Raw genomic sequence first — 25,838 nt, forward strand, 5'->3', positions numbered from 1 at the left:
AATCACACTTCAGCGAATTTCCAAACAGGCTCTTAGGTGTGGCCCAGTAATGGTCACCATTCCAGAAAATTGGATTGCTGGTGCTCGGAGTTGATCCACCGACAATATCAGTTTCATCACCGATGGATGAAATATGCCACCCCTCGGGCTTCCCCTCATTATCCAGCATAGCGGGAAATAGCTCCCACAGTTCTGGGGAGAGGTAAGGGGCTTCTCCGGCCATTTTTGCCCGTGTCGGGCCAAAATCGACAAACCAGTCCCGAAACAACGCTCGCGCCATGGCTTCCAGCGTTTCGTTCGTCCGGCGGTTGAGGTCTATTTTGTCGTCGAGAGAAGATAGTAAAGTCCCGATTTGTCTTTGCGTATCAAAAGGAGGATAGGAAATAGGAAGAGACCTAAGAGCTTTTTGACTGATGCCCGGTACGGTTGTACCTGTCGAATAGCCTTCAAGAATATTTTGCTGTGACGGAGAAGATAATAGGTAGCGTAAAAATGTGTTATCGAGGATGCCGCTTTTTCCACGTAAACAAACTATACGTTGGCCCAAAGCATATTGAACAGTTTCTTCTGTTAGTTGGATGACTTCTCCCATCGGTCCCTCTGTTGTCATCACAACATCCCCGACATGAGGTAATCCACGCACCATCCATTTTGCGTAATAATCGAAAGCAATTTTTTGTTCGATAGGTTGCAGAAGTCCGCTAGTTTTCACGACTTTCGCAGAAAGAACAGGTATTCCTACAGACGCTTTTGGAGGGCTCTTGCCTCGGTAATCTAATAAAATTTCGAGGCAATTTTCAAGTATATCGTCGTGCCAATCAGTCATGAAATACGATGCCTGAGCTATGAATTATGTTTTGGAATGTCATATCTGTCTGTGCCCAATCTAGCACATCCACTTTCCACGGCAGGTTAGAGTTAGAGAAGGCTTCTTCCAACCGTGCTCGCGTCTTCAAAGGCAAAGGTTCATCACCCATAATCGCCAGATCAAGGTCAGAAAACGGCTTGGCCTTGCCCGTGACACGCGAACCAAAAGCCCGCACTTCACGGTCGGGCACAATCTCGTTGAGTATTCGCAGCACGATAGCCCGCTCTTCGGGCGTTATGTCGATCTGCCCTGTCACGCCGTGCGCTCTTTCAGCGTGGCCAGCAGAAACTCGGCTTCTGCGATAAAGTCCGGAATGGTGGCCACAACCTGTTTGGCCGTCATTTCGTTGTAAGTATGGCTGGTCAGGTTACGCATTTTACGGAACACGCTCCACTGGGGCCATGCGCTTTTGAGCAGTGCGGCCTCGTTGGCGGAGCGGATCATGTCCGGAAAGCCCATGCGGTCATAGTCCTCGGGGGAGGCAGAATTGGCTTCCAGAAAGCGCTTCAGGGTTTTGTGGCTGAGTTCATAGGTAAACTCGAAACGCTGGATTAGGCCGTCCCGCAACTGTTCGTCGTCGGGTTGGGCAAGGTGGCGTGTCCAGCCTTCCTTTAATCGGTTGAGCGCGCGTTCCAGTGGGGTGAGATACAGCATTACACGCTTTCCTTCTGCACGATCAGCTTCAGGGAGGCGGTAATTTTCGCGTTCAGTTCTTCACCCTGCGCAAACTGTTCTTTCAGGGTCTTTTCAAGGGCAGCGAAGCGTTCGGTAAATGGCACACGGTCTTCCTCGGCCTCCTCAGCCCCCACATAGCGGCCCGGTGTCAGAACAAAGCCGTGCTGTTTCACCTCGTCCAGCGTGGCGGATTTGCAGAAGCCCGGACTATCCTCATAGGTGCCCGCGTTCTTTTCTCCACGCCATGCGTGATAGGTGTCGGCAATGCGGGCCACGTCCTCGTCCGTCAGTTCCCGGCGAGTGCGGTCAACAAGCTTGCCCAGCTTGCGAGCGTCAATAAACAGGATTTCTCCGCGCCGGTCTCGCCAGCCTTTTTGTTTTTTGGTGCGGGTGAGGAACCACAGGCAGGCCGGAATCTGGGTGGAATAGAAAAGCTGACCGGGCAGAGCCACCATGCAGTCCACCACATCGGCTTCCACCATCCGGCGGCGAATTTCGCCTTCGCTGTTCTGGTTGGAGGACATGGAGCCATTGGCCAGCACCACGCCAGCGGTGCCGTCAGGGACCAGATGCCACAGGATATGCTGGAGCCAAGCATAGTTGGCATTGCCTGCTGGCGGCTTGCCATACTGCCAGCGTGGGTCTTCCTCTAGTGACGCGTTCCACCAGTCCGACACGTTAAAGGGCGGGTTGGCCAGAATATAGTCAAAGCGCAGGTCTTTCAGTTCATCACGCAGAAAGCTGCCTTCGTTGTTCCAGCGGATATCCGCGCCAATACCCCGCACGGCAAGGTTCATGCGGGCCAGACGCCATGTGGTGTGGTTGCTCTCCTGCCCGTAAATGGCAATGTCACCCAGCTTGCCGCCATGGGTTTCCACAAAGCGCTCAGACTGCACGAACATGCCACCAGAGCCACAGCACGGGTCATAGACCCGGCCCTTATAGGGTTCGAGCATGGAAACCAGCGTACGCACCACGCTGGAAGGCGTGTAGAACTCGCCCCCGCGCTTGCCTTCAGCTCCGGCAAACCCGCCAAGGAAGTATTCGTACACCCGGCCCAGCACGTCCCGCGCCTTGTCGTCCGTATCGCCCATGCCGATGTCAGAGATCAGATCAATCAGTTCCCCGAGCATCACGCTATCAAGGGCAGGCCGTCCGTAATCCTTGGGAAGAACCCCCTTGAGCTGGTCCGGGTTGGCCTTTTCGATGGCCAGCATGGCGTCATCAATCATCTTGCCGATGCCGGGGGAACGGGCGTTGTCTCTGAGGTGAGACCAGCGGGCGGTCTCGGGCACCCAGAAGATGTTTTCAGCCAGATATTCGTCCGGGTCTTCCGCCGCTGCCGGGTCATCCAGCATCAGTTCAGCATGGCGGGCTTCAAAGGCGGTGGAGATGTAGCGCAGGAAGATCAGGCCAAGGGCCACATGCTTGTAGTCTGAGGGTTCAAGGTTCTTGCGCAGCTTGTCAGCCGCCAGAAACATCTGCTGTTCAAAGCCCAGTGTCGCACTCGCTGTCTTGGTTTTGCTCGCCTTGGTGGTTTTCTTGGGAGCAGGGGCAGCATCAGGGTTCTTGCGAGGGCGACCGCGTGGCATGAAAGAAAGCCTTGTTTCTCAGAAAATTCAGATGCCCCAGTTTGACGGAAACTGGCGATCTGGTCGAGAGGCAATGGCGGGATGGAGGGCTGTCTGGCCTCATGTGCCAGTGGTGAACCGGGATTTTATAGTGATGGTCCCATGGCCGGTTGGGTTGGGGCGATGGCCATGGTGTTCCTCAAGCCTTCTGGAACAGATAGCTTTGAGCGCAGGCGGGCGATCTCCTGCTTTGCCCGCTCTTTTTCAGCTTGGTGGGCCTTGTCCCATTGTCTGATACGGTCTGTTCTGGCCTTTACCAGCCGGTCAAAACGATGCTGGAGCCATGGTTCAAGTTTTTCCGGATCAGCCGGAGCGGAAAATTCAGCATCATACTGTTTCCTGAATTCTTCAAGGACAGGTCTATCCTGTTCTGTCAGGATAGACCGGACAGGTTCTGGCGGTGTTGAGCGCAACCCGACAATATGCAGCAACGCCTGTATAACAAACCGCAGGATTTCGAGGAATTCGAGCAAAAGCTGCTGGCAGACTTTTTCCAGTTTCCCGGCTCGTCCGGTCATGCGTTGCCAGCGGCTTTCTTTCGCTTGTTTCCACTCTTTTTTGGCACGATGGTAACGTACAAAGCTGCTACGTAGTTGCTTCTGGTAGGGTGTGAGGGCTTTTCGCCATTTTGCGAGCATTTCTTCCCTCTTCAGAGGTGCCCAGTCCGCTTCTGGCGCTCTCTGGTCAAGGATAGCCTGCTGGTCCTGAATGGCCTGCCTGATCCGACGACGGAGACGGGCTTCTTCGGCGCTGAGGATCAGCGGATACAGTGGTTTCGGAGGAATGTGTGGCACGACGGCTGGCCTGTCCACATCCTCCATCTGCCTGCGCCTGAGTGCGTCAATCGCTTTATTCCTGCGTGGTAGGCGGATACGTTTTGGACTCCTGTTGGGGGCAGGTGAGGTGTCGGGGGCGGAGAGTATTTCGGTCTGGTCATTCTCTGATGTTATGCGGACGGGAACACGGGTGCTTCTGATATCCAGTTTCGACTTTTCGTGTTCTGCTGATTGTTCTTTTGCCAGAAGCTTTCGGAATTCCGCCATGCGCACTTTTGTCAGCCGGGTAAAGCTACCAATGAGTGTTCCATCGTTCTTTTCAATGATATGAGCGCCGGGGCGTGTTTCTTTTCGATCACCTTCCCGCATAGTCAGGTCATGTTCCGCCAGCGCCGCCCGGAATGATTTTAACCCGTCCGATTGTGACCAGAGGGTGCTGACCAGTTTTTTCATCGCCGGGAGGTCAAGCCCCTGTCGTTCCGTGATCCGTCGGGCCTGCGATGTGTAGGCGGCGCGCGGTTTGGCGCTGTCAGAAACAGGGATCAAGGCTGTGACCTGTTCAGCTGCCTGATGATGGCCTTCTCGGCATAGGGCCTTGGCAATAGCTTTGTCATGCCTTCCGGGCACGAGAGTATGACCAAGCCGGATTTCCTCCAGCCGTGCGACTTTCTCCAGGCGCATCCATGTGAACCTGCTTTCCAGAACATGGTTGCCCTGCCATTCGGGCAGGATCAGGTGCCCGTGTGTGCTGCCGTCTTTCTGGTGGATGACAAGTGTGAGGTGTTCCGGGTCGGCATGGAGTTCTTCACACAGGTGACGGGCAAAGTCCGAAAGCTGGTTATCGCTCATGGCCTCGTCTGGATTGAAAGCGATATGGCGCAGACCGTATGTCAGCCCCTCCCGTCTGGCTTCGCGCACATGGTCACGCATGAGCCAGTCCGACCCCGCCAAAACCCGGATGGCTTCATTCTTTGCACCATGCAGCACATGGCGGGACAAAGCACCCGCGCCACTTTTTGTTCTGATCCGGCTTTCTTTGACGATCATGGGGCATGACCACAAACAGTCAGTGCAGGATCAGTGCTGGCCTGTCGCACCTGCGACGGGCAGACCTGCCATGGTGGTTTCTCCGTGAGTGGGGGAGAAGGTGGTCAAGATGCTGGATCAGCTTCTCAATCTCGTTCAGCACAGTCCCGCAATGCACCACATCGTCACAGTTGGCAGAATGAGCAAGCTGGTTGAGGTTATTCCCGACACGGGAAAGCTGATGACGTATCCCACGTAGTTCATCGGGAACGTGTGGTCCATCATGCCCGGCCAGTTCCGCACTGGTTAGGAGGGAGCGTATCCAGTGGGCAGTTGTGGCATGGCCATGAGTGCTGGCGATATGGTTCCAGCGCACCAGTTCATCGGGTGATGCACGGACGGAAAGGCGGGAAGTTCGGGCAATCGGCATAACAAGGTTTTCCTTAAAGAGGGGGTTAACGGGGGAGATTTCTCCCCCTTGCCAGCTTGTCGAATGCTACCCTTGGGTAGCCATTTGACACTGCTGGCTCCCTGTAAGGGTAACCTATTTAGATGCCTGATTTCCGAACTTTCTTTTTATGCAAACGAGATGGCGAGAATAAGCCTTTCAATAAGGAATGATGCACTCTGCTGGGTAGCGCAGGGCTTCAATGACTTGTTGAAGGTTTGAGACGTCGATAGCGCTGGTGTAATTCATCGTTCCCTGCGATTTATGGCTGGCTTCATGCCCAAGCACGGTATCAATCCAGAGTTCGCGGATATGGGCTTCCTGATTGCGTAGCCGGGTGGAAACCGTATGGCGGAAGGAATGGAACGTCACATCTTCCGGGATGCCAATGCGCTTTTTGTGCTTCGAGAAAGCTCGAGCAAAGTTGTCCCCGCGCTCACCTGTCGATGAAACCGTGAGGTCAGGGAACAGGTAATGCTCCCCGGTATTCTGGAGTAAGTCGAACCCTTCCATGGCGAGCAGGTGCGAGTGAATGGGGATGATCCGTGTGCCTGCTGACGTCTTTGGTGACCAGTGATCTTCCGGGTGAGGACGAACATGAAAGCACGGAATGCCTTCAATAATTTCTATATCCTGTTTTCTCAGATTGCAGATTTCGCCTAACCGCATCCCCGTAAACATGCCGATACTGATGATCCCCGCCCATGTGGTGCGGGAAACCGATGTGCCATTCCATGGGGTATGGGCAAGCAGTGTCAGTTCATCATCTGTCCAGCCTCGCCGTACGATCTTCTTTGTGATGTTGAAATCCCATCCAGCCCATGGATTCCGGTCGGCCATTTCTCGTTGCACAAGATGCATCCACAAGGCGGACAGACGGGAGAAATGGTTTTTCACTGTTTTCCCGCTGACCGTTTCCTGCCCACGTTCACGGGCCTGAGCAACGGCTTCACGGATGGGAAGGCCGGTTCTTCCTTTGCCATGAGTGGCAGGAAGGTCAGAGAGCAGGTCGAAAAATTCCCCAGCAACCGTACCCGTGATCTGCTTCACCGGCATGTCGCCAAAGGCTTCAATAAAGAGGTCCACGGTCTTGCGCGTGGCTTTCTTGGTGTCCTCGCTCTTGTCCTTGTCAGCAAAGACAAATTTTTCAGCCATCGTAGAGAGAGGCGGAGAGGTTGGCTTGCGGACTTTGGGCTGTTCATCCTCAACCGGGCTTCCGGCTGGAGCATCTACCGGGGCAGCGGGGCGATGTTTGCCCAGATCGATAATCAGAGTGGAAAGGCTTTTGATCTGCTCGCGCAGCATGTCCTTTTCTTTTTTGCTTACGGCGCTGTCTGTAAAGACTTTCTGCATCATGCTTTGAAGCCGTGCTTCCAGTGCCTTGAGTGACTCTGTGGCAAAAGAGATGAAAGCGCCTTCCTTCTGCACCTGATCCATCAGGGTCATGGCGTGATCGGCTTGCAGGGCGCGTTTTTCAGCCCGGAAGGCATCATCGGCAAGGGTAAGGAGTTCTTCCTGTTCCGCGATGATTTTGCCCTGTTCGGTTAGCAGGGCAATCAGGTCCTCGCGTGACAGGTCAGTCTCCATCGTCTTTGCCTTCTCAAAAAGTGCGCCGGTTCGGGCGTAAAGGGCTGCTGCCCGTTCACGGGCCACCAGCTTACTCTGAGTCTGCAAAGAGAGAGAAATTTCGGTTCGGCCCAGTCGGGCCTGAACGGCAACGGGCACAGCCCGGCGGAAGTGGTAGTGAGAGCCGATGAGTCGGAGCATCTGCGTTTCCCAGTCTGGGAAGACAAACGGGAAAATCCCGCAGACCCGCCAAATTCTCATTTTACTGTTATATTTCAAAGGGTTAGTGGTGCGAACTGCGGGACTCGAACCCGCTCTTCTCTGTCGTAACCAACAAAGCAACCCATTGAAACAGAACGATAATTTCAGAAGAAATCATCCTTCACATGGTGACTGCGGGTTCACTTTGCGGGCAAACCCGTGGGGCAGTCAAGATATCGATAAATATTTGGTAAATCAGCCGTTATTTTCATAGATTGGGCACGTAAGAAGATTTTATGATTTTAACAAAGAGAAAAATTTCTATCAGGATGTTTTTTAGATAATGTTAAGAATATGAATTCAATTAATAATTTATTATTTTGAGGAAAACAGTGTGAAAAAATATTTGCCCAATGTTTTAGAAAGGGAATTTGGAGAAATTGATGCTTCAATGAACAGCATATTGTCTCGGAAAGTACAAATTATAAAATACCAAGGGAAAGATGGATTGTCGTTTATTAGTACATTGGGTTTGAGTAATATGGATAATAATGACAATAAATTTGAATGGATCATGGAGTTTGAACAAGATTTCCCTTCAGAACAAGCTGCTTCTATGATGGATTATTTTTTGAAAAAATTAGTGGATACTAAATTATTTCCGCCTAAGCGGGGAAGTTATATTTCGTTTCCAAAAGAAAGTGATCATATATGGTCCAATGATAACTTGTGTGGAATATATTTTACATATCCATTCTATAGAAGTAAAAAATTTGATGATAGCCTGAGTGAAATTGATATTGTTCCGGTTTGGGTTGTTCCAATAACAAAATTTGAGAAAGATATACTTGAAAATGAGGGCTGGACTCACTTGGAAAATTACTGGAATATTCAGAATATTAATTTACATAACCCCTATCGTTCCTAATTTAATTTCTGAAAGTGTATCAAGTAAAGCGTTCTGTTATTAGAAGGAATCTATACTGTTGGAGAAAAAATCGAGTGGCTTACTGCCGTGCCCGTGTTGTGGGGTGACTGTAATTTCAGTTCTTGGGGAATACGAAATATGTCCAATTTGCAATTGGGAAGATGACCCTCTGCAAGCCAGTGACCCAGATTATGTGGGAGGAGCAAATCCAATAAGTTTGAACCAAGCTAATCAGAAGTGGATGGACAAAAAATAGGGTTGGAGAGCGAGTAATAGAATTTTCTCTTATATATTTAGTCGTATAGGAATAGCCACTTCAATGAAGTTCATTTTCGATAAGATACTGGAAATTTTGAAGTACGAATTGAAAAAATCTTTGGAGGGGGTCAACGGGGGAGGAACTCCCCCTTGCCAGATGTTGAATGCTACCTTGGGTAGCCATTTGACACTGCTGGCTCCCTTTTAAATCGTTCCCTTTTTGAAGGCTGTTTCCGGGTAGCTTATGGCCTCTATGGTTTGCTGCAAATTGGCTGTCGATATGCCGGTCAGGTAGGTTGTGGTGCCCTGACTTTTGTGGGTTGCTTCATGACCCAGCAGGCGGTCTATCCATACCTCTCTGATGTTGGCATCTGCGTTTCTGAGTTGGGTTGAGACTGTGTGCCGGAACGAGTGAAATGTGATTTCTGCTGGTAGGCCAATCCGGGTTTTAAGCGATGAGAAAGCCCGTCCCAATGCTGCGCCCCTGACACCCTGTTTCGAGGTTTCCAGACCGGGGATGAGGTATGGGCCGTCAGTGGTATCCTTAAGAGCCAGAATACCGGCTTCAATCAGCTTTAAATGGACTGGCACCATACGAGTGCCTGCTTCCGTTTTGGGTGCCCAGCCGGTTTCGCTATGGGGTCGGATAAGAAAGCAGGGGATACCGTCAACAGTCTGGACGTCCTCTTTGCGCAGGGTGCAGATTTCACCCAGCCTCATGCCTGAGTAGCCTGCTATCAGAGTGACAAGCCTGAAAGTCTCTTCTGGCACCGAAGTACTATGCCATGACGCAGAGGCCAAGAGGGCCAATTCTTTAGCTGTCCAGCTTCTCCTGACGGTCTTTTGCCCATTCTCGAAATTCCAGCCTGTCCACGGGTTACGTGTGACCAATTCCCTTTGGTGTAACTGATTCCAGAGGGCAGAGAGGCGCATCATATGGTTTTTGACGCTCTTGCCACTCAATGTTGGCAGAGTTTCCTCTCTGGCCCTCTGAGCCTCTTCCTCAAGGGTAAGACTGCTTTTACGTTTGCCCAGCGATGCGGGAAGGGAAAATAGCAGGTCACGGAAGACTCCGGCCTTCTCGCCCCCTATGATGGACACAGGGGCATCGCCAAACGCTTGCAGAAAAAGGTCTATGGCCCGCTGGGTGGCTTTCTTGGTGTCGGTGCTGGCATGAGGATTATCCAGCACGAAGCGTTTTAAGGCACCCGAGAGCATAAGGGGAGTAGCCTTGGCGGGTTGGGGGGCTTTCTTCACTGTTCGGGGTTTGGGCACCAGTGCTGAAACTGGCATCGACCCCGTTTCCTGAGCAGATGAAGGCAGGTTCACGCTCTGTAAATCCCGCAGTGAAACTCGCAGTCCCTCAAGTCGGCTTAAAGCGTCTGGCTCAGCCAGAACAGAATGGGCCTGAGAGAACAGTTCTGTGGTTCTGGCATGGAGGAGTGAAGCACGTTTGCGGGCTTCATTCTGGTAGCCTGTTTTCAGGGAAACCCAGATTTCCCGCCGGTTTAAGGCTGCTCGCAGGGCAGGAGGAACGATACGGCGGAAGTGGTAGGTAGTGCCTCTAACTCGGAGCATAAAATCTTCCCTCAGTGGGGAAGGACGATGGAGCAAAGACAGCCTTTGCCCCTCATTCAACCGAAAAATCGTGCTATTTCAGCTGTCTGTGGTGCGAACTGCGGGACTCGAACCCGCACGCCTTTACAGGCTGGAGATTTTAAGTCTCCTGCGTCTACCATTCCGCCAAGTTCGCATAAGGCTGGCGGTGTGCCAGTGGTGCAGGGCGTTTTGCTGCATTATGGCGGGTTTTAGCATGTTGGGCTGTGGCGGCAAGGGGTTCTGTGGTGTGTTTACGTGTTAGCGTGCGCCCAAGAGGGTTGAACCGTGTTGTTTGAGCCATGCCTCGGCGTAGCGTCGGTGGGGGGTAAGCTGGTTCACCAGTGCCCAGAAAGACGGACTATGGTTCATGTGGCGTAAGTGGGCCAGTTCATGTGCTATCAGGTAATGTCTGATTGGTGCGGGGGCCATGATCAGTCTCCATGATAGCATAATGCGGCCAGAGGATGAGCAGCTTCCCCAGCGGCTGGAGGTATCTCTGATGTCGAGCCGTGTGGGGCTCAGGCCAGATGTTTGGGCTTGTGCGCGGAGTTCCTGTCCCAAAATCAGGCGTGCGCGATTTTTCAAAAAATCAGTAAGACGTCTGCTGATAAAGTCTTCTGCGCCGCTGACAATAATCTGGTCTGCTTCTATCCAGACGCCACCCCGCGCTGCGGGCTGATGCGTAATAGTATGCAGCTTTCCCTCCAGAGGAATCTGGCGCCCCGGCAGGAAAGCTGGGGCTTGGTCCAGTGACGCCAGACGTTTTGTAATCCATCCAATCTGAGCTTTGAGAAATTTTACGGCCTGTTCAGGGGAGATGCCGGGAGGGAGTGTGGCCGTAACGACCTTTTTGCGAGGGTCAATCCGAAGAGAAAGTCGCTTGGCCCGGTTTGAGAGTTTCCAGAGAACAGGCACCCTGCAGTCGGGGGCCAGTTCAATCAGCTCTGGCATAAGGCGCGTAAGGCCGGAGCGCGGGGCTGAGGACGCGCCCCGGTCTGGTAAGGGGATCGGTCTTTTAAGGGGTGTCGGCACGGACGTGGCGAATAGACGGTCGCTGCTGTGTTCTGGATTTTTTAGGTTTTCTGGTCGGCATGCCGGGCCATGCAACAAGATAGTTTTCCAGTGCGCCTGCTTGCCGTTCGCTAATGCAGCGGCCTGCGGCAGAAGCACCAGACTCAATAACGCTCTCCTGTGTGCCGGTAATAAGCGGATGCCATGTGGGTAGAGAACGTCCTTCTGACAGGCGGCGGTAGGCGCAGTCAGGCGGAAGCCAGTCCAGTTCGGGCACCATCTCCGGCGTCAGTGTAATGCAATCCTGCACTTTTTTGTGGCGTTGGGGGTAATCCGTGCAGCGGCAGGTGGAAACATCCAGCAAGCGGCAGGCGACGGTTGTGTAGTGGATTGCGTCCGTGTCTTCGTCACGCAGTTTATGCAGGCAGCAACGACCGCAGCCATCGCACAGGGATTCCCATTCTGCGGTGGTCATGTCCTGAAGTGGGGTGGTTTCCCAAAAAGGGGCTGGGGATGAGGGCGAAGTCATGCCGTGCAGGATAAACCGGTAGAAGGGCTCAGGAAAGAGGAACTTTGTTAATTCCCAATGTGCCCAGTAGGCTGAGAGCAAGCGCCAGACACAGACTGGCAGTGAGAGAGCGACCCAGAAGAGGGAGCCAGAGCAGACGTAGGCGGGTGCAGGATGTTGCCCCTAGCTCCTGTGCGGTGCGTCCCCATGTGGAGGGTGCATCTTTGAGGTGGCGCAGCGGAGCGAGGGAAATCGCCGGTCCGATCAGCACGCCCTGAAGGACGGGAAGGAGCAGGGATGCGCGGCTAGCTGGCAGCATGAGCGGCAAGGTGACGGCAAGGGCTGTCGCAGGGAGCAGAACCAGAAGCAGCAGCGTATAAAGCCGACTCCCCTGACGTGTTGAAAGGGCTGCAAAAAGCACACAGGCTGCCAGAAAAATCCCGGTGACGGCCATGAACAGGGTGTGCGTGATTAGAAACGGTAGCAGGCTGCTCGAAGAAAAACTCACCGATTTTCGGCCCAGTGTGCAAAGCGCGCGGACAAAGTGGGGAGGTGGGCGCTCCAGAACGTGTCATTTACCGCGATAGGGGGGAGGAAATGGCGGCTATCGGGAGAACTGGCGTTGATTTCCGACAAAGACGGCAGAGACGGCCACGCGTTGGCAAAAGCCTGCTTCTGCGTGGAGTGTTCCAGCCATGCTGTCAGAGCGAGCGCAGTATTTTCCTGTGCGGAGGTTTTGGGCACGCCCCATGCGTAATTGACCTCAAGGCGCTGTGACCAGTAGAGGCCGAAGCGGTCCCGCTCTGCGGGTGTGGCGCTGAGGATTTCGCCAGTAGGCACGCTGCCCATCAGCGCGCCCCCACTTTTAAGAATACGCGCAGCTTCTTCCGGTGTGGACCACCAGACAATATAGGGGCGGAGCTGGTCTAGCTTGCGGAAGGCGCGGTCCACACCATCCTGCGTGTTGAGCACCCGATAGAGTGCGTCGGGGGCAACGCCGTCGGCCAGCAGGGCGATTTCCAGCGTAGTACGGGGGTCCCGGCGCAGGCTTCGGCGGCCCGGATGACGCGCAACATCCCAGAAGTCAGACCAGTCTGGCGGGGTGTCAAAACGGGAGCGGTCCCACGCCATGGCGAAATCGATGGAAGCGGAGGACTGGCCGCAACTATTGGTGGAGGAGTCCGCCGGGTCCCGCACCAGCAGGCCCAGTGAACAACTGACTTGCAGGGAACTGGTTTCCATCATCACCGCCGCCCAGCGGCGAGGAGATTCGGTTTCCTGTTTGCGCAGAGACTCGATTTCACCATCCCATGAAGACGGGACAAGCGGATGTTGGATAAGGTGCGCGTAAGGCGTGAACAGCACTTTCTGCTGGACTGCCGCAATGGCGCCACCGAACGTGAGAATTCGTACCGGTTGCACCACAGTCCGATGAATACGACGCACCGAGCGCGCCTCAGCCTGCGAAAAAGCAGGGAGCGCCAGACTGCCCAGAACGAAAACGGTCAGCCCATGCCGGAAAAAGGTAGGCAGGGTAGAAGCGCGCCGCGCAGGGATGCGAGGGGTCGTTTGGGGGGATACGTTGCGGAACAAAAGAAAGGACAGGGGTAGCCTCATGCGGTTGCTGCTTGGGTCGATTGTAATTCTAGCCTGATTTCTGGTCCATCGGAAAGGCGGTGGCGTTTGCTGTTTGCCACGCAAGCAGCGCGACGCGCCCCGGTTCCAACTCCCGCAGCGTGTGAACCGGGGGGCGGTGGGCAATAATTTCCCCGCCATCCCGCATGCGAAAGCGCATGTGAATGGCCGCTCCCACATGCCGTGCGGACACGAGCGTGCAGAGCAGCATATCGTTGTCTTCAGGCTGCTGCGTGGTGGTCTGGCGAGGGAACATGACGGAGATACGGTCCGGACTGACGCAGATATTGGCGAGATCCTGCTCCTCCAGCCCCGGACCGGCCATGGCGTCCACTGTCTCGCCTGTGGGCAGACGGAGTTCGGCCATATCGTCTTCCGCGTACAGGACTTTGCCCGTCAGCACGTTGGCCTCGCCAAAGGCAATGGCAACCTGTTCGTGAGCCGGGCGGTTCAGCAGGTCTGGCGGCGTGGCAAGCTGGAGCAGGATGCCATTGTCCATAATGCCAATGCTGTCTCCGGCCATCAGGGCTTCTGTGCGGTCCCGCGTGAGAAGTAGAATGCTGAGGCCGATGGCGCGTTGTAGTTTTTCCAGCAAGGCCAGCATGCGTGTTGTGGCCGTGTGGTCAAGCGTGCTGAAGGGGCGGTTAAGCACCAGAACTTCTGGTCGCATAACGAGCGCGCGCGCCAGTTGCCCCCGCAGATTTTGCTCTGCTGTCAGGCGGCCGGGTTTAAAGGCGCGGTAGCCATCCAACCCAACAAGAGACAATGTTTCCGTTGTGCGGCGTTCCGCTTCCGCCGTGGAGACGCGCTCCGAGGCGCGGAGTGGGAACAGGATATTATCGGCCAGCGTAAGGTGTGGAAAAAGGGGGGCGTGTGCGCCAAGGGTCGCCAGCCCCCGCTGGCCGGTTGGACGGTGGGTTACGTCCTCTCCCCCAACACGGATCTGCCCGCCAAAGCTGGGGGTATGTCCGGCCAGAACGTCCGTCAGGCGGTCCAGATCCTCCTGCTCGGAGCCGATTCCCAGTAACGCCACACACGCTCCTTTCCCGACCCGGAGGCTCAGCCCAGCGCGGGGTGGGAGAAAAGCGAGATTGTGAAGTTCAAGCGGCGGGTGCGAGCCATGCGCCGTATGCATGCAACCTTATCCTTAGCGATCAGTTAAAAGGGTGTTGTCAATAAATCTAACGCGAATGGGGTTTCTCCATGTCTTCTGATAAACTCAAGGATGTAAAGGCTGCCGGTGAGTCTGCTGCTGAGACAGCCCGTGATGAAATTGAAGCTGTAAAGGCGCATCTGGAACGGCTCATCACCAAGCATGTGGTCCCCGCGCTGACGAATGCTGGCGGCAAAGCCAGTGATTTGACTGAAGAAGCGGTTGCCAATGCGCGTGAACTGGCCAATCATGCGCGCAAAGATATTTCCAAGCAGACGCGTGTGCAGTCGTCATGGGTGTCCATCGCCATCTCTGGCGTGGTGGGCTTTGTCCTCGGCCGGATGTCACGCTGAAGTTCCCGTGATCTGAACGAAGGTAGTCCCGGAGTCCATGCGTATTTTTGAACTTGGCAGGTCAGCCCTGCACGCTCAATCCCATCTTATGCAGCAGATGGCTGTAAGATTGGGAAAACAGGCAGCATTTCTCGTTGCTGCTGCGATATTCGGGTTTTTCGCTCTGATATCCGGACATGGACTCCTGTGGGCTCTCTTCTTGTTTACCTTCCACTGGGGGCCGGTGACAGCGGCGTTTGGCGTGTTTGCACTGGATGTGGTGTTTGCGCTGATCTGCGTTCTGTTTGGCCGTCGCTCTTATTTGACGACTGCGGAAGTGGAAGCTCGTATTGCGCGTAACCGCTGTGCAACACAGATGAAGGAATCCATCACGATGGCCGCAGTTACGGCCACGGTAGCAAGTTCCCTTGGTCGCAGCGGCACCCGCAAAATCTGGGATGTTGTGCGCCGTCGGAAGGACTGATTCCTCCTTCTCCGCCTTTGCCCATAGGTTCCATTCCAATTTTGCATTGGCAGGGGCGGATTTTTTCTGTGAATGATTGCCTTACGATTTTGTGAGCGTGCGAACAGTTTGTATGCTTGCTAGTATGGGCACGTAATGGAACCTCCGCGTTATCCTGATAAAAATCTCGAAGCTCGCCGGTCCTTCGGGCACCGGCTGGCTCGCCTTGCGGCCGTCTGGCGGCGCGAGATTGATGCGGATTTGCGCCGGTTCAGCCTGACGGACGCAACATGGCGGCCGATTTATTATCTCAATCTTTCCGAACAACCTGTCAGACAGACGGATCTTGCCCGTTCTCTGTCACTGGAAGCGCCGTCTCTGGTCCGGCTGCTGGATGTGCTGGAGAAGCGCGGCTTTATTGTGCGGGAAATTGATGAGGATGATCGCCGGTCCAAACTTGTCAGTATTACAAAAGAAGGCCGGAAAGTTGCCGCACTTGTCAGCCATGCAGCAGATAATGTGGCAACCCGCCTGACCGAACATGTAACCCCGCAGGAACTGGAGCAGTGCTGCGGGATTCTTGACAGGGTTGAACAGGCCGCATCCGGACAGAAGGATTTGCCCGGACCAGAGCGGACACACGCACGATGAGAGTTGCTACGAGAATGGCGTCATGCTGACGGAATTCAATCTCTTTGGTGTCTTTATGGCACCAATCGTCGTTTACGCACTGGCGGCGCTGCCCCTTACCATGTGTGTTCGTTTTGTGCTGTGGTGGAGCGGCATGCTGGGCTGGTTCTGGCATATCGCTCTATTCGAAGTTTCGCTTTACGTCTGTATTCTCTGCCTGCTCATTTTGTACATCTGACCCCAAAAAGGCTTTTGAGTCTCCGCAATGCCCCTTCTGCGCACCCTGATACGAGTTATTCTGACCCTGGCGGTTGTCTCTCTGGCCATTGTGCTGGGGGTAACCCTCTGGAATGTCTACATGATTGCGCCATGGACCCGTGATGGCCGTGTGCGTGTGTATGTTGTGGATGTGGCGCCTGAAGTCTCGGGTACAGTGGTGCAGATTCCGGTGGTGGATAACCAGTTTGTGCATAAGGGGGACCCGCTGTACGTGCTGGACCCCGTGCGCTTTCGTCTTGCGATCCGGGAGGCACAGGCCCGTCTGGACGGCGCGATGGAAGATTTGAAGCTCAAGCGGAATGATGCCCGCCGCCGTATGGGGCTGGGTGGCATTGTATCCGCGGAAGAACAGGAAGTCTTTAACTCCAACGTGGCGACACAGATTGCCGCAGTGGATGCAGCCCGCGCCGCGCTTGATGTGGCCAAACTGAACCTCCAGCGTTCTGTTCTGTATTCGCCCGTCAATGGATACGTGACCAACCTGAATCTGCGGGTGGGGGATTATGCCTCCTCTGGGCAGGCGCGTCTGGCCGTGATTGATGCGGATTCCTACTGGGTTTACGGCTATTTTGAAGAAACCAAGATGTGGGGCGTGCATGTGGGGGATGAAGCCCGCGTCAAGCTGATGGGTTACAAACCCATTCTGACTGGCCATGTGGTGAGCATTGCACGCGGTATTAATGATACCAACGGCGTGGCCGACAAGCTGGGGCTACAGGACGTGAACCCCATCTTTACATGGGTGCGTCTGGCCCAGCGTATTCCGGTGCGTATCCACCTTGATCATGTGCCGGATAGCGTGACGCTGGCCGCGGGCATGACCGCAACGGTCAGCGTTGGGCCGGAACCGCGTGGCCGCCGTGGCAAGATGACCACATGGCTGCAAGACCATCTCTGAGAGCGACATGGAACAGAAGATGAAGGTTCATCGTCGCCTCGGCCTCTTCATGGCGTCCTCCCTGATGCTTTCGGCCTGTACTGTTGGGCCGAACTATCAGCCCGAGCGCATGAAGGTGCCTGCCCAGTTCAAGGAAGCAGCGGAAGAACACCCTGCAACTCCAGAAGAAATTGCCCGCACCAACAAGGAAATGACCGAGTGGTGGGCGGCGTTCAAAGACCCTATGCTGACCCAACTGGTCGAGCAGGCCATCAAAGGGAACTATGATCTCCAGATTGCCGGGCAGCGTATTCTGGCGGAACGCGCTATTCGTGACCGCTCTGCATCCCAGTGGTATCCGCAGATGGATGCCAATGTCGGCGGTGGGGATGTCCGGTATTCTCTGAATATTGATAACTGGCCCCTGCGTCCGGGTAATCCGGCCAACCGCCCGGAAGCCTCCATGCTCACCTATGGCGCGATGGCGACGTGGGAAGTGGACGTGTTCGGGCGGATTCGCCGGGATGTAGAAGCGCATGAGCGCGCAGTGGAGGCCTCCATTGAAGGCCGCCGCGCGCTGCTGATGACGATGCTGTCCGAACTGGCGTCAGACTACATGCTGCTGCGGGTCACGCAGTTGCAGATAAAAATTGCGACCGACAATATCGGCGTTGCGAAACGCGCGGTGGATCTGACCAACAAGCTGTATCTGGAAGGTGTGGGGAACACCCTTCAGATTGCGCAGGCGCAAGCCGAGCTGGATACGCAGATTGCAGCGCGTGAGCCGCTGAAAACCCGTGTGTCTCAGGTGACACACGCCATTGCGGTGTTGCTTGGCCAGATGCCGGGGGCTCTGGAAGACCAACTGAAGGTACCGCGTCCTCTGCCGACCGTGCCGGAATTTCCTGCTACTATGCCGTCTGTCGTGATTGCCAACCGCCCGGATATTCGCATGGCGGAGCGGCAATATGCGCTGGCAACGGCGCAGATTGGCGTGGCGGTCGCCAACCTGTATCCGCATTTTGTCATTCCGTTGACGTTCAACCCGAATGCGTCGGCCATGTATCAGCTGTTTCAGGTGAACGCCATGAGCTGGCAGTTCCTGATGATGGCCAGCCTGCCGCTGATGCACGGTGGTAAAATGACCTCTGAGGTCCGGGCGACGCAGGCTTCCGCAGAGGCAGCACGTCTCACGTATCGGCAGTCCGTGCTCAATGGCTTCAAGGAAGTTGAAGATGCCATGGCGGCATGGCACGATGACATTGAATATGCCGAACAACTGCATAAAGCCGCAGAAGATAGCGCGACGGCCAGTGAGCGGGCGCGGCGGCTGTATGGTGCTGGTCTGGTTGGCTTTCTGGAAGTGCTAACAACCGAGCGTACAACCCTGAACGCCCAGAATATGGAAGCGATGGCGCGGTTGGAACGCCTGCGGGATGCCGTGAACCTCTACACGGCGCTGGGTGCTGGCTGGAAAGGCGTTGCGCTGACCAACTCCACGCTCCCCGTTTCCCTCGAAACACAAAACGTGTTAGCGCGGGCTTTCAAGCAATGATCTGAAAGGTCACACCATGAGCAGTTCTTCGTCCCCCTATGTGCGTCGACTGCTCTGGATTGCGGGCTGTCTGGCCGGTGGTTTTGCGGTGCTGTGTGTGAGCGGCTGGTCCTATGTCGTCAATAGTAGCACACAGGACACCGCGTGGGTCACAGCCCTGCGCTGGTTGCCGATTATGGCGGGCGTCATCACGGTCGGGGTGGGGTTTTATCTGCTCTATCTGCCAGTGCCGGAAGACCCGGAAGATTTCTTTCTGCCAGATGATGCTGACGGTGAGCTTGAAAGAACAGACGGAAAGTAAAAGACGCTTCCTATAGAGGCAGTCTGAGTTATTCAGCCCGTCCGCCGTCCATAATCCGCAGTTTATAAAGAAAACAGATGTCACCTATTTGGGTGGCCGATACCAAAAGATGTTCGTTTAGACGCCTGCTGGCGGGTGCCCCTTCCTTTGTGTCAGGAAGGGGGTGGGTGGCTTTATTTTTTCGGCAGTCTTATGGCGGTGACTTCAATTTCAATCAGCCAGCCGGGGTTGGCCAGTTGTGCGACAGCAAAGGCAGAGCGCACAGGCAGGTTAGGCTGCTTTTCCGTGCCGAAATACTGGGTGTAGGCCTTCATCATGCCTTCAAAATCCAGTTGCTTCGTGCGCGGGTCCGCAACCATGTAGATGTGCATCTGCACGATATCGCCCATGGTCAGGTTCAGTTTTTTCAACTCGCCTTCAATGCGTTGAAGGGACGCGAGGGTTTGGGCCTGTGTGTCCCCATAGGCTTCAAGGCTTTTGGGCGGCGCGGTCTTGTCCTGCACCGGGGCTCCCATGCCGCTCAGATAAATGGTGGTGGCACCGGCGGGGACTTCTATGGCCGCAGAGATGGGGAATTTCCCTTCCCCATGCCGGATAATGCTTTCAGCAGGGGCCCCTGCGGCAAGGGCTGGGGCGGACAGCAGGACAGGGGCCGCGACCAGCACCGTCAGGGCTGCTGCGGGGATCAGGCTTTTGATAAGGCGCACGTTATTCTTCCTCTACCGACAGATGGGGGCGTATTTCGGAAACGTCTTCCGGTTTTAATGTGTCAGGATAATGGTTCCCGAAATGTGTGCGAATGTAGTTGACCACATTCGCGACCTGCTGGTCATTCAGCAGCCCGGAAAACCATGGCATACCGCCAAAACCATTCAGTACCACATAGGCTGGATACTGAGCACTCTGGAGTTTGGGGTTGCCCGCCAGTGCCGGGAATTTTGCGCCAGCGCCCAGAGCGCCTTTGCCATCTGGCATGTGGCAGCTCTGGCAGACATGGCGATAAACAGCCTCACCATCCGGCATGGTCTGCATTTTACCGGCCACCGCACTCGCACTGTCCGCGTGGGCGGCTATAGGGGCAACAACCGGCAAGACAAAGCCCGTGGTGATGAAAAGAGACGTCATAAGCAGAAGTTTACGCATCAGGCGGCTCCCAGCGCGCGTTTGTGCAGACGGGTGACAGCATCCAGAGCGGAGAGAATGGCCCCCTCCTGCCAGCAGCCGACATAAGAGGCATGTTCCCCGGCCAGAACGAGGCGGTTATCTATACTACACAGTGTTTTGTAATGGGTTTTGCGAGCTTCTTCCGTCCACATGGAACAGCAGCCGAGTGTCCACGGAACACGGCTCCAAGCAAAACTGACGCCGTTTGAGAACTCTTTGCGATATTGGGGATGAATGGCCATGCCCTGATCCAGCGCACGCTGAAGGCGCTGTTCCGGCGTCATGCCTGCAAAATCATAGGCGGCGGGGCCAAACATATACCCCCCGAGTAGGACGGCCGGACCTTTTGAGAAAATGCCGTGGCTGGGGTAGGAAATCTGGCTGATCTGCTGGTCGGTAAAGCTGATGCCGCCGTAAATCTGGTCATCTTCTTCCCAGAAGCGGCGTTTGAATTCCAGACCCATCTTGACGGAAGAGGCATAGGGCACAGCGGCAATGGCGGCCTTCATCCCGTCCGTGACCTGCACATCAAGCTGGGACAGAACGGAAAGCGGGATGGTGCAGACGCAATAGTCCGCCTGTGCCGTGCGCACGGCATCGCCATGGGCGGTGTCCGTATAGGTCACGGTTACGCCGTGGTCATCCTGATGGATGGAGGAGACCTTGCAGTTCAGCGTAATGAGGTCCTTGACCTGTCGGGTAAAGCCTTTGCCGATCTGGTCCATGCCGCCAACGGGCTGGAACATGGTGGTCTGCATATCCAGCCGTTCGTGAAAGGCGATCCAGTTCCACAGGCCGGATTCCATGACATCCTTGCGGGCAAAGAGATCAGACGGGACGGGTGCACCATCAATCCCGCCGCCCTGCGGTTTTTCAAAACCCCTGCGCAGAGAACTGGTATTGCCTTTGGTATAGGCCATATCCTTGTTCAGAGCCCCCCAAGATTTCATGGCCTGACGGATGTGGGCGCGCTCATCGTCTGAAACGAACTCATCCAGCTTATGCTGGTCGATCGCTTTTGCCAGAAGTTCCGCCGTAAAACCGTTGAAATCTGAAGCAAGTTCCCGATAACGCACGGCCTTTCCACCAAAGGCGCCGGTGGAGTGCAGCCAGCTATTGTGGTTCAGTTCGACAAAAGGTTCGAGCTGCACACCAAATTCCCGGCAGTAATGCAGCAGGCCCTGATGGTGGTAGGGGATACGCCACGGGCCGGGATTGATATAGTTGCCGGGTGCAAAACCAACTTTCTGGGTGGCACCCCCGAGTTCCGTAACGGTGTCACCCCCCCGCAGGCTGATGTTGCGGCCACCGCTGCGGCTCTGAAATTCCAAAATCTGGACGTCGTACCCCGCTTTGCGCAGTTCGTAAGCTGAAAGCATACCGGCCAGACCGGACCCCAGCACCAGAACGCGGGTGCCACGTTTGGCTCCTGTCAGCTTGGGCGGGCCACGGAAATCTGTTCCCATGGCGTGGCCCAGTGTGGTCATGGCCTGATACAGCGCGGCGCTGCCAGCCAGAGTGCCGATGCGGGTCAGAAGTTGCCGGCGCGTCGGCGCGGTGGGCGGATGAGCGTGTGGCATCAAGTAATCCCGAGATGATTTCAAAAAATCAGACCGCATGGAATGACCGGCATGTGCGGAGACCGATCATGACGATGTCAGATTATTCCCTTATCGCAATGCTAAGGCATCTGTTACGACATGACAACATCTCAGAGGGCAACAGGCGTGCAAAATAATACACAGGGCACCGGGGGTGTCCTGTGAGGAACTTCAGAGGAAAAGCGGAGGTGTCTGGGCCCGTTTCAGAAAATCGGTAACGGGTCGGTCGGACGTTTTGCGACTGACAGGCGGCTTTTCCGTGACGATGCTGGGCATCCGGGCCAGAAAGACAACGCCTAAGGGCGCAAAACGTCCTGCCTGAGTTCTGAGGCAGATTTTTAGTGGGCGAACCGCGCAAAGGCAGGGCGGGTGCGCTGCTGTTCTAGAAAGGCCAGCATAGCGGCGCGGGCGCGGCCAGCATCTTTGCCAAGGCTGATTAGGCCTGAAATTTGGCCGGGATGGCGCAGCAGAGACCCAAGAAGGGCCTTAATGTCCAGCCCGCCATCAGGAGACAGGACGGTGCCAGCAACGGGCGGCAGGGACCGTGTGGCAGGGTCACACACCACGCGGAGGGCGCCAAAGGGCAGCCCGGCTTCTTCCGCAGCGCGGGCCAGAAAGCCGCTTTCCATATCCAGAGCGGCGCACTGGCTGGTGGTAAACAGATGCGCTTTTTCAGCCGCATCCAGCACCACGGTGTCACTATGGAGCAGAGCGTTCCCCCGCACCTCCGGCAGGCCCGCGCCAAGAATATGGCGCAGTGTCGGGTCACACGGATAAGGGATGCCCCATGCCATGACGCGCTCTGGCACAATCAGGGTGCCGGGCGGGAAGGCTGGGTCCAGCCCAGCGGCCAGCCCGAAGGACAGAAGGCAGTCCGCACCGCAGGACGCCAGACGGGCAGCTTCACGCTGCGCGCCGGTGCGGGTGGCCCCGCTGGCGGCAATGGCGGCATGTGGGAAAACATGCCGGATCAGTCTGGCCTCCGCCTTCAGGCCGACAAGAATACCGGGGTGGCGTGGGGGGAGCTGTGCGGGATCAGTCATGCCTCAAAACCCGAAAGCCATGCGGCGCGTATTGCTGCTTTCCAGAGTACGGTAACGCGCCAGCGCCATCAGCGGGAAAAACTGCCGGTAACCGTGGTAGCGGAGGTAAAACACCTTGGGGAAGCCGACGGCGTTGTAAGGCGCTTCGTGCCATTCCCCATTGTCATCCTGCTGTGCTGCCAGCCAGTTGATGCCACGGAGCACTGCCGGGTCATCCCGTCGGCCAGCGGCCATCAGGCCCAGAAGCGCCCACGCTGTCTGAGACGGCAGGCTTTCACTGTAGGTGCCATGGTTGCCGCCTTCATAAGACTCGCAGCCTTCGCCCCAGCCGCCATCCGACCGCTGCACGGATCGCAGCCATTCCACGGCCTTTACAACCGCCGGGTCATCCTGTGAGACACCTGCGGCGTTGAACGCGCACAGAGCAGACCATGTGCCATAAATATAGTTGGTACCCCAGCGGCCAAACCATGAGCCGTCTTTTTCCTGCTCCTTGCGCAGGTAGGTCAGCGCACGCTCAATAACCGGGCGGTCTTCCACGTTGCCCAACTGGGCCAGAAAAGAAATGCAGCGCGCCGTCACGTCCGCTGTCGGCGGGTCCAGCAGAGCGCCGTGGTCCGAGAAGGGAATGTGGTTCAGCACATCCTTGCTATTATCAATATCAAAAGCGCCCCAGCCACCATCGCGGCTCTGCATCCCGAGAATCCACTGGCGGGCACGGGCGATGGATTCCGTATTGGCCGGGTCGGCCTCACGGTGCAGCAGCATGCCAACTACGGCGGTATCATCCACATCCGGGTAATAGTCATTGCCATACTGGAAGGCCCAACCACCGGGGGCGAGGTCCGGGTTGTTAATGGCCCAGTCCCCCTTCACATCCAGAATCTGCTTCTCGCGCAGCCATTTACTGGCCTTGCGCAGGTCTTGCAGCGTTTCCTGCGGAGCTATGCCTTTTGGGCCGGAGGCGGCTTCAAGCATGGCGTGGCCAGAAAGTGCGGTATCCCAGATTGGGGAGACGCAGGGCTGGCAATAGACTTCATCATCCTTATGCACCAGCAGACCCTGCACAGCCTCCCATGCCGTCACGGCGCGTGGGTCACTGTCCGGCACGCCAAGGGCGCGGTACATCATGACAACATTGGCCATGGCTGGATAAATTGCGCCCAGACCATCCTTACCGTTCAGGCGGGGTTCAATGAAATCAATGGCAGCCTGAATGGCTTTTTCATGCGTGCTGGCTGGTATCAGGCTCCGGGTCGGCCGCAAAAGACTGTCCAGCCCCTTGAATACACGGCCCCAGATAGAGCGATACGGGCCACGAATCCAGTCCGTGACGCGTTCTGGCGGGGTGACGAACAGTTCCCGGACATGGATCTGGCGCGGATTGATGGCGATGGGCCGCAGAGCCGCCAGCACCAGCAGCGGCGCAATGACCGTGCGGGACCAGTACGACATGTTCCAGACGGAGAAGAACGCCTTGCGCGGCAGGAGCATCAGTTCCACAGGCATGACCGGCGTGGCGCGCCACGGCACATCCCCGAACAGGGCAAGCTGGATACGGGTGAACACATTGCTACGTTCGGCCCCGCCATGCGCCAGAATGGCCTCCCGCGCGCGGCGCATATGGGGGGCATTGATGTCTTCCCCGGTTGCTTTCAGCGCAAAATAGGCTTTGACGGAGGAGGAGAGGTTGAACCCGCCGTTGTGGTAAAGCGCCCAGCCGTCATGTTCCGGGCTCTGCGTCCGGCGCAGATAGACGGCAATTTTCTGCTCAAGGGCGTCATCAATCCGATCCAGATAATGTTCCAGCAGGATATATTCCGCCGGAATACTGGAATCGGCTTCCAACTCATACACCCAGTGCCCGTCAGTCTGCTGCTGTCGCCCTAACGCGGCCTGAGCATTTTGAACCACACGCTCCAGATCCTCACCGGAAAGCGGGAGTTGGGGGCGTGTGCTGCCATCAGCGGCCATGGGGGTCATCCTTTTTGTTGGCGTCTTTTTTTAGGGCTGACGCAGGCCAAGTGTGTGGACAGCTTTAACACCAGATCTCATGGCGCCTTCAAGTGTGGCGGGGAGTCCGGTTGCCGTCCAGTCTCCAGCCAGAGCAAGGTTTACTAGATGCGTTGCGGGGCCGGGGCGCAGGCGGTTTTGCTCCGGGGTGGCGGCAAAGGTCGCGCGCTTTTCCCATACCACGCGTTGGCGCGGCGGGGTGGCGGGGAGAGGCTCTTTCAGCACAGGGTCACACGCACGGCGCACGTCATGCCAGATGGTGCTGGCAAGAGTGTCGGGGTCCTGCTCCGCAAAGCGGTTGGCGGCACTGACGGTAACAGAGAGAATATCGCCGCGCAGGAACACCCATTCCGCAATGCTACCAACCAGCCCCATAAAACCAGCTTTTGCAAAGGAGCCGAGCGCACGCGGCGCGGTGTCCGTGCGGAAATGCAGATTGAGAATACTTTCAAACGCGTTGGGAACCTGAAAGCCGGGGAGGTGAGGAGCCAGCAGACTTTCCGCCACCGGGGCTGGCACGGCCAGAATGACGGTGTCTTCCTCCGTGAGCGGGATCACGCCATCCGCGGTATGCAGGCCGGTCACGCGGCCCCGGCTGACATCCAGCGCGCTAATGCGGCTCTGGGTGCGGACTTCCGCATGCAGGATGCCCAGATGCGCCAGTGCCGGGTCCACCAGTGTTTCAGAAAGTCCGTCCTTGGGGAACCATGGCACGCAGGCCTTGCCGCCAAGGGAGAGGGATTCCTTCACCACGGCACCAAGCAGCGCCGCACTTCCGGTCTCACAGGACGTGTTGAGGGCGGAAATGGCGAAAGGCTCCAGCAGGCGGCGGCTGAGTGCGCCGGGCAGCAGGCAGTCGGACACGTTTTCGTCTTCACGCGCCTGCATCAGCTTTTGCAGGCTGCGCAGTTCCACCACCCGCATGTCCGGTACCCGCCGGTGTGGCTGGAAGACCCACCACGGCATCCGCCCGCGTGAGAGGTCCAGCGTCCAGCGCGCGCCTTCTGCCAAATCTACAAACGGGAAGATGGGAATACCGGGGCCGGTCAGCGTATCGGTCCCGCCGGTCATGGCGAGATAACGGAAAACGGTTTTGTTGGCGGACAGCAGCAGATGGTTACCGTTATCAATCCGGCAACCCAGTTGTTTGTCCTCGTAAGACCGGGCACGGCCGCCGCAGGCGCGGCCTGCTTCATGCACAATAACGCGGCGGCCGGAACCGGCTACTTCCACAGCGGCGGCCAGACCAGCCACGCCACCGCCAATAATGTGCACAGATGCAGCCATGCCGTTGGCC

The 25,838-nt window shown here is 56.2% G+C and carries 28 protein-coding genes and 1 tRNA gene; 9 read left to right on the top strand and 20 right to left on the bottom strand.

All coding sequences use genetic code 11. From position 1 onward, the window contains the following. From AD949_RS05080 to AD949_RS05105, 7 genes are all read right to left on the bottom strand, one after another. The coding region (locus tag AD949_RS05080; protein WP_211259975.1) for a restriction endonuclease subunit S at window positions 1-826 on the bottom strand (826 nt) is incomplete at its 3' end. After that, on the bottom strand, window positions 819-1,124 hold the full coding sequence (locus AD949_RS05085) for a nucleotidyltransferase family protein (RefSeq protein ID WP_048836910.1): 306 nt from the start codon (window positions 1,122-1,124) through the stop codon (window positions 819-821). The genes AD949_RS05085 and AD949_RS05080, both read right to left, overlap by 8 nt. Continuing rightward, entirely contained in the window at window positions 1,121-1,522 is a 402-nt protein-coding gene (locus AD949_RS05090) for a nucleotidyltransferase substrate binding protein (RefSeq protein WP_048836911.1), read from the bottom strand. Before AD949_RS05090 ends, AD949_RS05085 begins: the two co-directional genes overlap by 4 nt. Then, complete coding sequence (locus tag AD949_RS05095) at window positions 1,522-3,135, bottom strand: class I SAM-dependent DNA methyltransferase (RefSeq protein ID WP_048836912.1); 1,614 nt, start codon at window positions 3,133-3,135, stop codon at window positions 1,522-1,524. Before AD949_RS05095 ends, AD949_RS05090 begins: the two co-directional genes overlap by 1 nt. A gap of 125 nt (window positions 3,136-3,260) precedes the next feature. Next, on the bottom strand, window positions 3,261-4,997 hold the full coding sequence (locus tag AD949_RS14515) for a hypothetical protein (RefSeq protein WP_244463455.1): 1,737 nt from the start codon (window positions 4,995-4,997) through the stop codon (window positions 3,261-3,263). A gap of 19 nt (window positions 4,998-5,016) precedes the next feature. Beyond that, window positions 5,017-5,406, bottom strand: a complete 390-nt coding sequence (locus AD949_RS13715; RefSeq protein ID WP_082064879.1) for a MobC family plasmid mobilization relaxosome protein — start codon at window positions 5,404-5,406, stop codon at window positions 5,017-5,019. Between the two features lie 177 nt (window positions 5,407-5,583). Then, window positions 5,584-7,191: a DUF6538 domain-containing protein gene (locus AD949_RS05105; protein ID WP_048836913.1), complete on the bottom strand. Its 1,608-nt coding sequence runs from the start codon at window positions 7,189-7,191 to the stop codon at window positions 5,584-5,586. A gap of 394 nt (window positions 7,192-7,585) precedes the next feature. On the opposite strand from AD949_RS05105, the gene AD949_RS05110 reads away from it, so the two are divergent. Both AD949_RS05110 and AD949_RS14730 read left to right on the top strand, forming a co-directional pair. Further along, the gene (locus AD949_RS05110; RefSeq protein ID WP_048836830.1) at window positions 7,586-8,119 is read left to right on the top strand and encodes a suppressor of fused domain protein; all 534 of its coding nucleotides are present in this window, start codon (window positions 7,586-7,588) and stop codon (window positions 8,117-8,119) included. A gap of 58 nt (window positions 8,120-8,177) precedes the next feature. Beyond that, complete coding sequence (locus AD949_RS14730; protein WP_209421687.1) at window positions 8,178-8,375, top strand: CPCC family cysteine-rich protein; 198 nt, start codon at window positions 8,178-8,180, stop codon at window positions 8,373-8,375. A 206-nt stretch (window positions 8,376-8,581) separates the two neighbouring features. Here the strand turns inward: AD949_RS14730 and AD949_RS05115 are convergent, their stop codons facing one another. The 7 genes from AD949_RS05115 to AD949_RS05145 form a co-directional block, all read right to left on the bottom strand. Continuing rightward, the gene (locus tag AD949_RS05115) at window positions 8,582-9,955 is read right to left on the bottom strand and encodes a DUF6538 domain-containing protein (protein WP_061504640.1); all 1,374 of its coding nucleotides are present in this window, start codon (window positions 9,953-9,955) and stop codon (window positions 8,582-8,584) included. A gap of 89 nt (window positions 9,956-10,044) precedes the next feature. Then, window positions 10,045-10,130: transfer RNA gene (locus AD949_RS05120), tRNA-Leu, on the bottom strand. A gap of 104 nt (window positions 10,131-10,234) precedes the next feature. Then, entirely contained in the window at window positions 10,235-10,927 is a 693-nt protein-coding gene (locus tag AD949_RS05125; RefSeq protein ID WP_048836751.1) for a M48 family metallopeptidase, read from the bottom strand. Between the two features lie 64 nt (window positions 10,928-10,991). Continuing rightward, window positions 10,992-11,516 carry a YcgN family cysteine cluster protein gene (locus AD949_RS05130; protein ID WP_048836750.1) on the bottom strand — a complete coding sequence of 175 codons (525 nt, stop codon included), beginning with the start codon at window positions 11,514-11,516 and terminating at the stop codon, window positions 10,992-10,994. Window positions 11,517-11,544: 28 nt separating this feature from the next. Then, entirely contained in the window at window positions 11,545-12,003 is a 459-nt protein-coding gene (locus tag AD949_RS05135) for a hypothetical protein (protein ID WP_048836749.1), read from the bottom strand. After that, complete coding sequence (locus AD949_RS05140) at window positions 12,000-13,112, bottom strand: extracellular solute-binding protein (RefSeq protein WP_052944591.1); 1,113 nt, start codon at window positions 13,110-13,112, stop codon at window positions 12,000-12,002. Before AD949_RS05140 ends, AD949_RS05135 begins: the two co-directional genes overlap by 4 nt. 28 nt (window positions 13,113-13,140) lie before the next feature. Continuing rightward, window positions 13,141-14,265, bottom strand: coding sequence for an ABC transporter ATP-binding protein (locus AD949_RS05145; protein ID WP_048836748.1), 1,125 nt, complete (start codon window positions 14,263-14,265; stop codon window positions 13,141-13,143). Between the two features lie 68 nt (window positions 14,266-14,333). Between AD949_RS05145 and AD949_RS05150 the strand changes: the two genes are divergently transcribed. From AD949_RS05150 to AD949_RS05180, 7 genes are all read left to right on the top strand, one after another. Further along, complete coding sequence (locus AD949_RS05150) at window positions 14,334-14,636, top strand: hypothetical protein (RefSeq protein WP_025826378.1); 303 nt, start codon at window positions 14,334-14,336, stop codon at window positions 14,634-14,636. Between the two features lie 199 nt (window positions 14,637-14,835). Then, window positions 14,836-15,099, top strand: coding sequence for a hypothetical protein (locus tag AD949_RS14520; protein WP_244463439.1), 264 nt, complete (start codon window positions 14,836-14,838; stop codon window positions 15,097-15,099). Window positions 15,100-15,234: 135 nt separating this feature from the next. Then, window positions 15,235-15,729, top strand: a complete 495-nt coding sequence (locus AD949_RS05160) for a MarR family winged helix-turn-helix transcriptional regulator (RefSeq protein ID WP_048836746.1) — start codon at window positions 15,235-15,237, stop codon at window positions 15,727-15,729. Between the two features lie 22 nt (window positions 15,730-15,751). Then, window positions 15,752-15,946, top strand: coding sequence for a DUF1656 domain-containing protein (locus AD949_RS05165; RefSeq protein WP_048836745.1), 195 nt, complete (start codon window positions 15,752-15,754; stop codon window positions 15,944-15,946). Window positions 15,947-15,973: 27 nt separating this feature from the next. Further along, on the top strand, window positions 15,974-16,885 hold the full coding sequence (locus tag AD949_RS05170; RefSeq protein ID WP_048836744.1) for an HlyD family efflux transporter periplasmic adaptor subunit: 912 nt from the start codon (window positions 15,974-15,976) through the stop codon (window positions 16,883-16,885). 7 nt (window positions 16,886-16,892) lie between these two features. Continuing rightward, window positions 16,893-18,419: an efflux transporter outer membrane subunit gene (locus AD949_RS05175; protein WP_174766787.1), complete on the top strand. Its 1,527-nt coding sequence runs from the start codon at window positions 16,893-16,895 to the stop codon at window positions 18,417-18,419. A 16-nt stretch (window positions 18,420-18,435) separates the two neighbouring features. After that, window positions 18,436-18,720, top strand: a complete 285-nt coding sequence (locus AD949_RS05180; protein ID WP_048836743.1) for a hypothetical protein — start codon at window positions 18,436-18,438, stop codon at window positions 18,718-18,720. 173 nt (window positions 18,721-18,893) lie between these two features. On the opposite strand, the gene AD949_RS05185 is transcribed toward AD949_RS05180, so the two are convergent. From AD949_RS05185 to hpnE, 6 genes are all read right to left on the bottom strand, one after another. After that, window positions 18,894-19,382, bottom strand: coding sequence for a RidA family protein (locus tag AD949_RS05185; RefSeq protein WP_371277382.1), 489 nt, complete (start codon window positions 19,380-19,382; stop codon window positions 18,894-18,896). Between the two features lie 46 nt (window positions 19,383-19,428). Further along, entirely contained in the window at window positions 19,429-19,863 is a 435-nt protein-coding gene (locus tag AD949_RS05190) for a c-type cytochrome (protein WP_048836742.1), read from the bottom strand. Beyond that, window positions 19,863-21,464, bottom strand: a complete 1,602-nt coding sequence (locus AD949_RS05195; protein ID WP_048836741.1) for a flavin monoamine oxidase family protein — start codon at window positions 21,462-21,464, stop codon at window positions 19,863-19,865. The genes AD949_RS05190 and AD949_RS05195 overlap by 1 nt, the downstream gene beginning before the upstream one ends. A 359-nt stretch (window positions 21,465-21,823) precedes the next feature. Continuing rightward, window positions 21,824-22,528 carry a phosphorylase family protein gene (locus AD949_RS05200; protein WP_048836740.1) on the bottom strand — a complete coding sequence of 235 codons (705 nt, stop codon included), beginning with the start codon at window positions 22,526-22,528 and terminating at the stop codon, window positions 21,824-21,826. 3 nt (window positions 22,529-22,531) lie between these two features. Further along, complete coding sequence (gene shc, locus AD949_RS05205; protein WP_048836739.1) at window positions 22,532-24,502, bottom strand: squalene--hopene cyclase; 1,971 nt, start codon at window positions 24,500-24,502, stop codon at window positions 22,532-22,534. Between the two features lie 30 nt (window positions 24,503-24,532). Then, a complete protein-coding gene (gene hpnE / locus AD949_RS05210) occupies window positions 24,533-25,828 on the bottom strand; it encodes a hydroxysqualene dehydroxylase HpnE (RefSeq protein ID WP_048836738.1) in 1,296 nt (431 codons plus the stop codon). Window positions 25,829-25,838 lie beyond the last annotated feature (10 nt).

The organism is Acetobacter orleanensis (assembly GCF_001581005.1).
GTDB classification, from domain to species: Bacteria; Pseudomonadota; Alphaproteobacteria; order Acetobacterales; family Acetobacteraceae; genus Acetobacter; species Acetobacter orleanensis.

What these genes read in the sequence shown, in the direction of transcription:
- AD949_RS05090 (WP_048836911.1), bottom strand. Translation starts at nt 1,522, where the DNA reads ATGCTGTATCTCACCCCACTGGAACGCGCGCTCAACCGATTAAAGGAA.
- AD949_RS05095 (WP_048836912.1), bottom strand. Translation starts at nt 3,135, where the DNA reads ATGCCACGCGGTCGCCCTCGCAAGAACCCTGATGCTGCCCCTGCTCCC.
- AD949_RS14515 (WP_244463455.1), bottom strand. Translation starts at nt 4,997, where the DNA reads ATGATCGTCAAAGAAAGCCGGATCAGAACAAAAAGTGGCGCGGGTGCT.
- AD949_RS13715 (WP_082064879.1), bottom strand. Translation starts at nt 5,406, where the DNA reads ATGCCGATTGCCCGAACTTCCCGCCTTTCCGTCCGTGCATCACCCGAT.
- AD949_RS05105 (WP_048836913.1), bottom strand. Translation starts at nt 7,191, where the DNA reads ATGCTCCGACTCATCGGCTCTCACTACCACTTCCGCCGGGCTGTGCCC.
- AD949_RS05115 (WP_061504640.1), bottom strand. Translation starts at nt 9,955, where the DNA reads ATGCTCCGAGTTAGAGGCACTACCTACCACTTCCGCCGTATCGTTCCT.
- AD949_RS05125 (WP_048836751.1), bottom strand. Translation starts at nt 10,927, where the DNA reads ATGCCAGAGCTGATTGAACTGGCCCCCGACTGCAGGGTGCCTGTTCTC.
- AD949_RS05130 (WP_048836750.1), bottom strand. Translation starts at nt 11,516, where the DNA reads ATGACTTCGCCCTCATCCCCAGCCCCTTTTTGGGAAACCACCCCACTT.
- AD949_RS05140 (WP_052944591.1), bottom strand. Translation starts at nt 13,112, where the DNA reads ATGAGGCTACCCCTGTCCTTTCTTTTGTTCCGCAACGTATCCCCCCAA.
- AD949_RS05145 (WP_048836748.1), bottom strand. Translation starts at nt 14,265, where the DNA reads ATGCATACGGCGCATGGCTCGCACCCGCCGCTTGAACTTCACAATCTC.
- AD949_RS05150 (WP_025826378.1), top strand. Translation starts at nt 14,334, where the DNA reads ATGTCTTCTGATAAACTCAAGGATGTAAAGGCTGCCGGTGAGTCTGCT.
- AD949_RS05160 (WP_048836746.1), top strand. Translation starts at nt 15,235, where the DNA reads ATGGAACCTCCGCGTTATCCTGATAAAAATCTCGAAGCTCGCCGGTCC.
- AD949_RS05165 (WP_048836745.1), top strand. Translation starts at nt 15,752, where the DNA reads ATGCTGACGGAATTCAATCTCTTTGGTGTCTTTATGGCACCAATCGTC.
- AD949_RS05170 (WP_048836744.1), top strand. Translation starts at nt 15,974, where the DNA reads ATGCCCCTTCTGCGCACCCTGATACGAGTTATTCTGACCCTGGCGGTT.
- AD949_RS05175 (WP_174766787.1), top strand. Translation starts at nt 16,893, where the DNA reads ATGGAACAGAAGATGAAGGTTCATCGTCGCCTCGGCCTCTTCATGGCG.
- AD949_RS05180 (WP_048836743.1), top strand. Translation starts at nt 18,436, where the DNA reads ATGAGCAGTTCTTCGTCCCCCTATGTGCGTCGACTGCTCTGGATTGCG.
- AD949_RS05190 (WP_048836742.1), bottom strand. Translation starts at nt 19,863, where the DNA reads ATGCGTAAACTTCTGCTTATGACGTCTCTTTTCATCACCACGGGCTTT.
- AD949_RS05195 (WP_048836741.1), bottom strand. Translation starts at nt 21,464, where the DNA reads ATGCCACACGCTCATCCGCCCACCGCGCCGACGCGCCGGCAACTTCTG.
- AD949_RS05200 (WP_048836740.1), bottom strand. Translation starts at nt 22,528, where the DNA reads ATGACTGATCCCGCACAGCTCCCCCCACGCCACCCCGGTATTCTTGTC.
- shc (WP_048836739.1), bottom strand. Translation starts at nt 24,502, where the DNA reads ATGGCCGCTGATGGCAGCACACGCCCCCAACTCCCGCTTTCCGGTGAG.
- hpnE (WP_048836738.1), bottom strand. Translation starts at nt 25,828, where the DNA reads ATGGCTGCATCTGTGCACATTATTGGCGGTGGCGTGGCTGGTCTGGCC.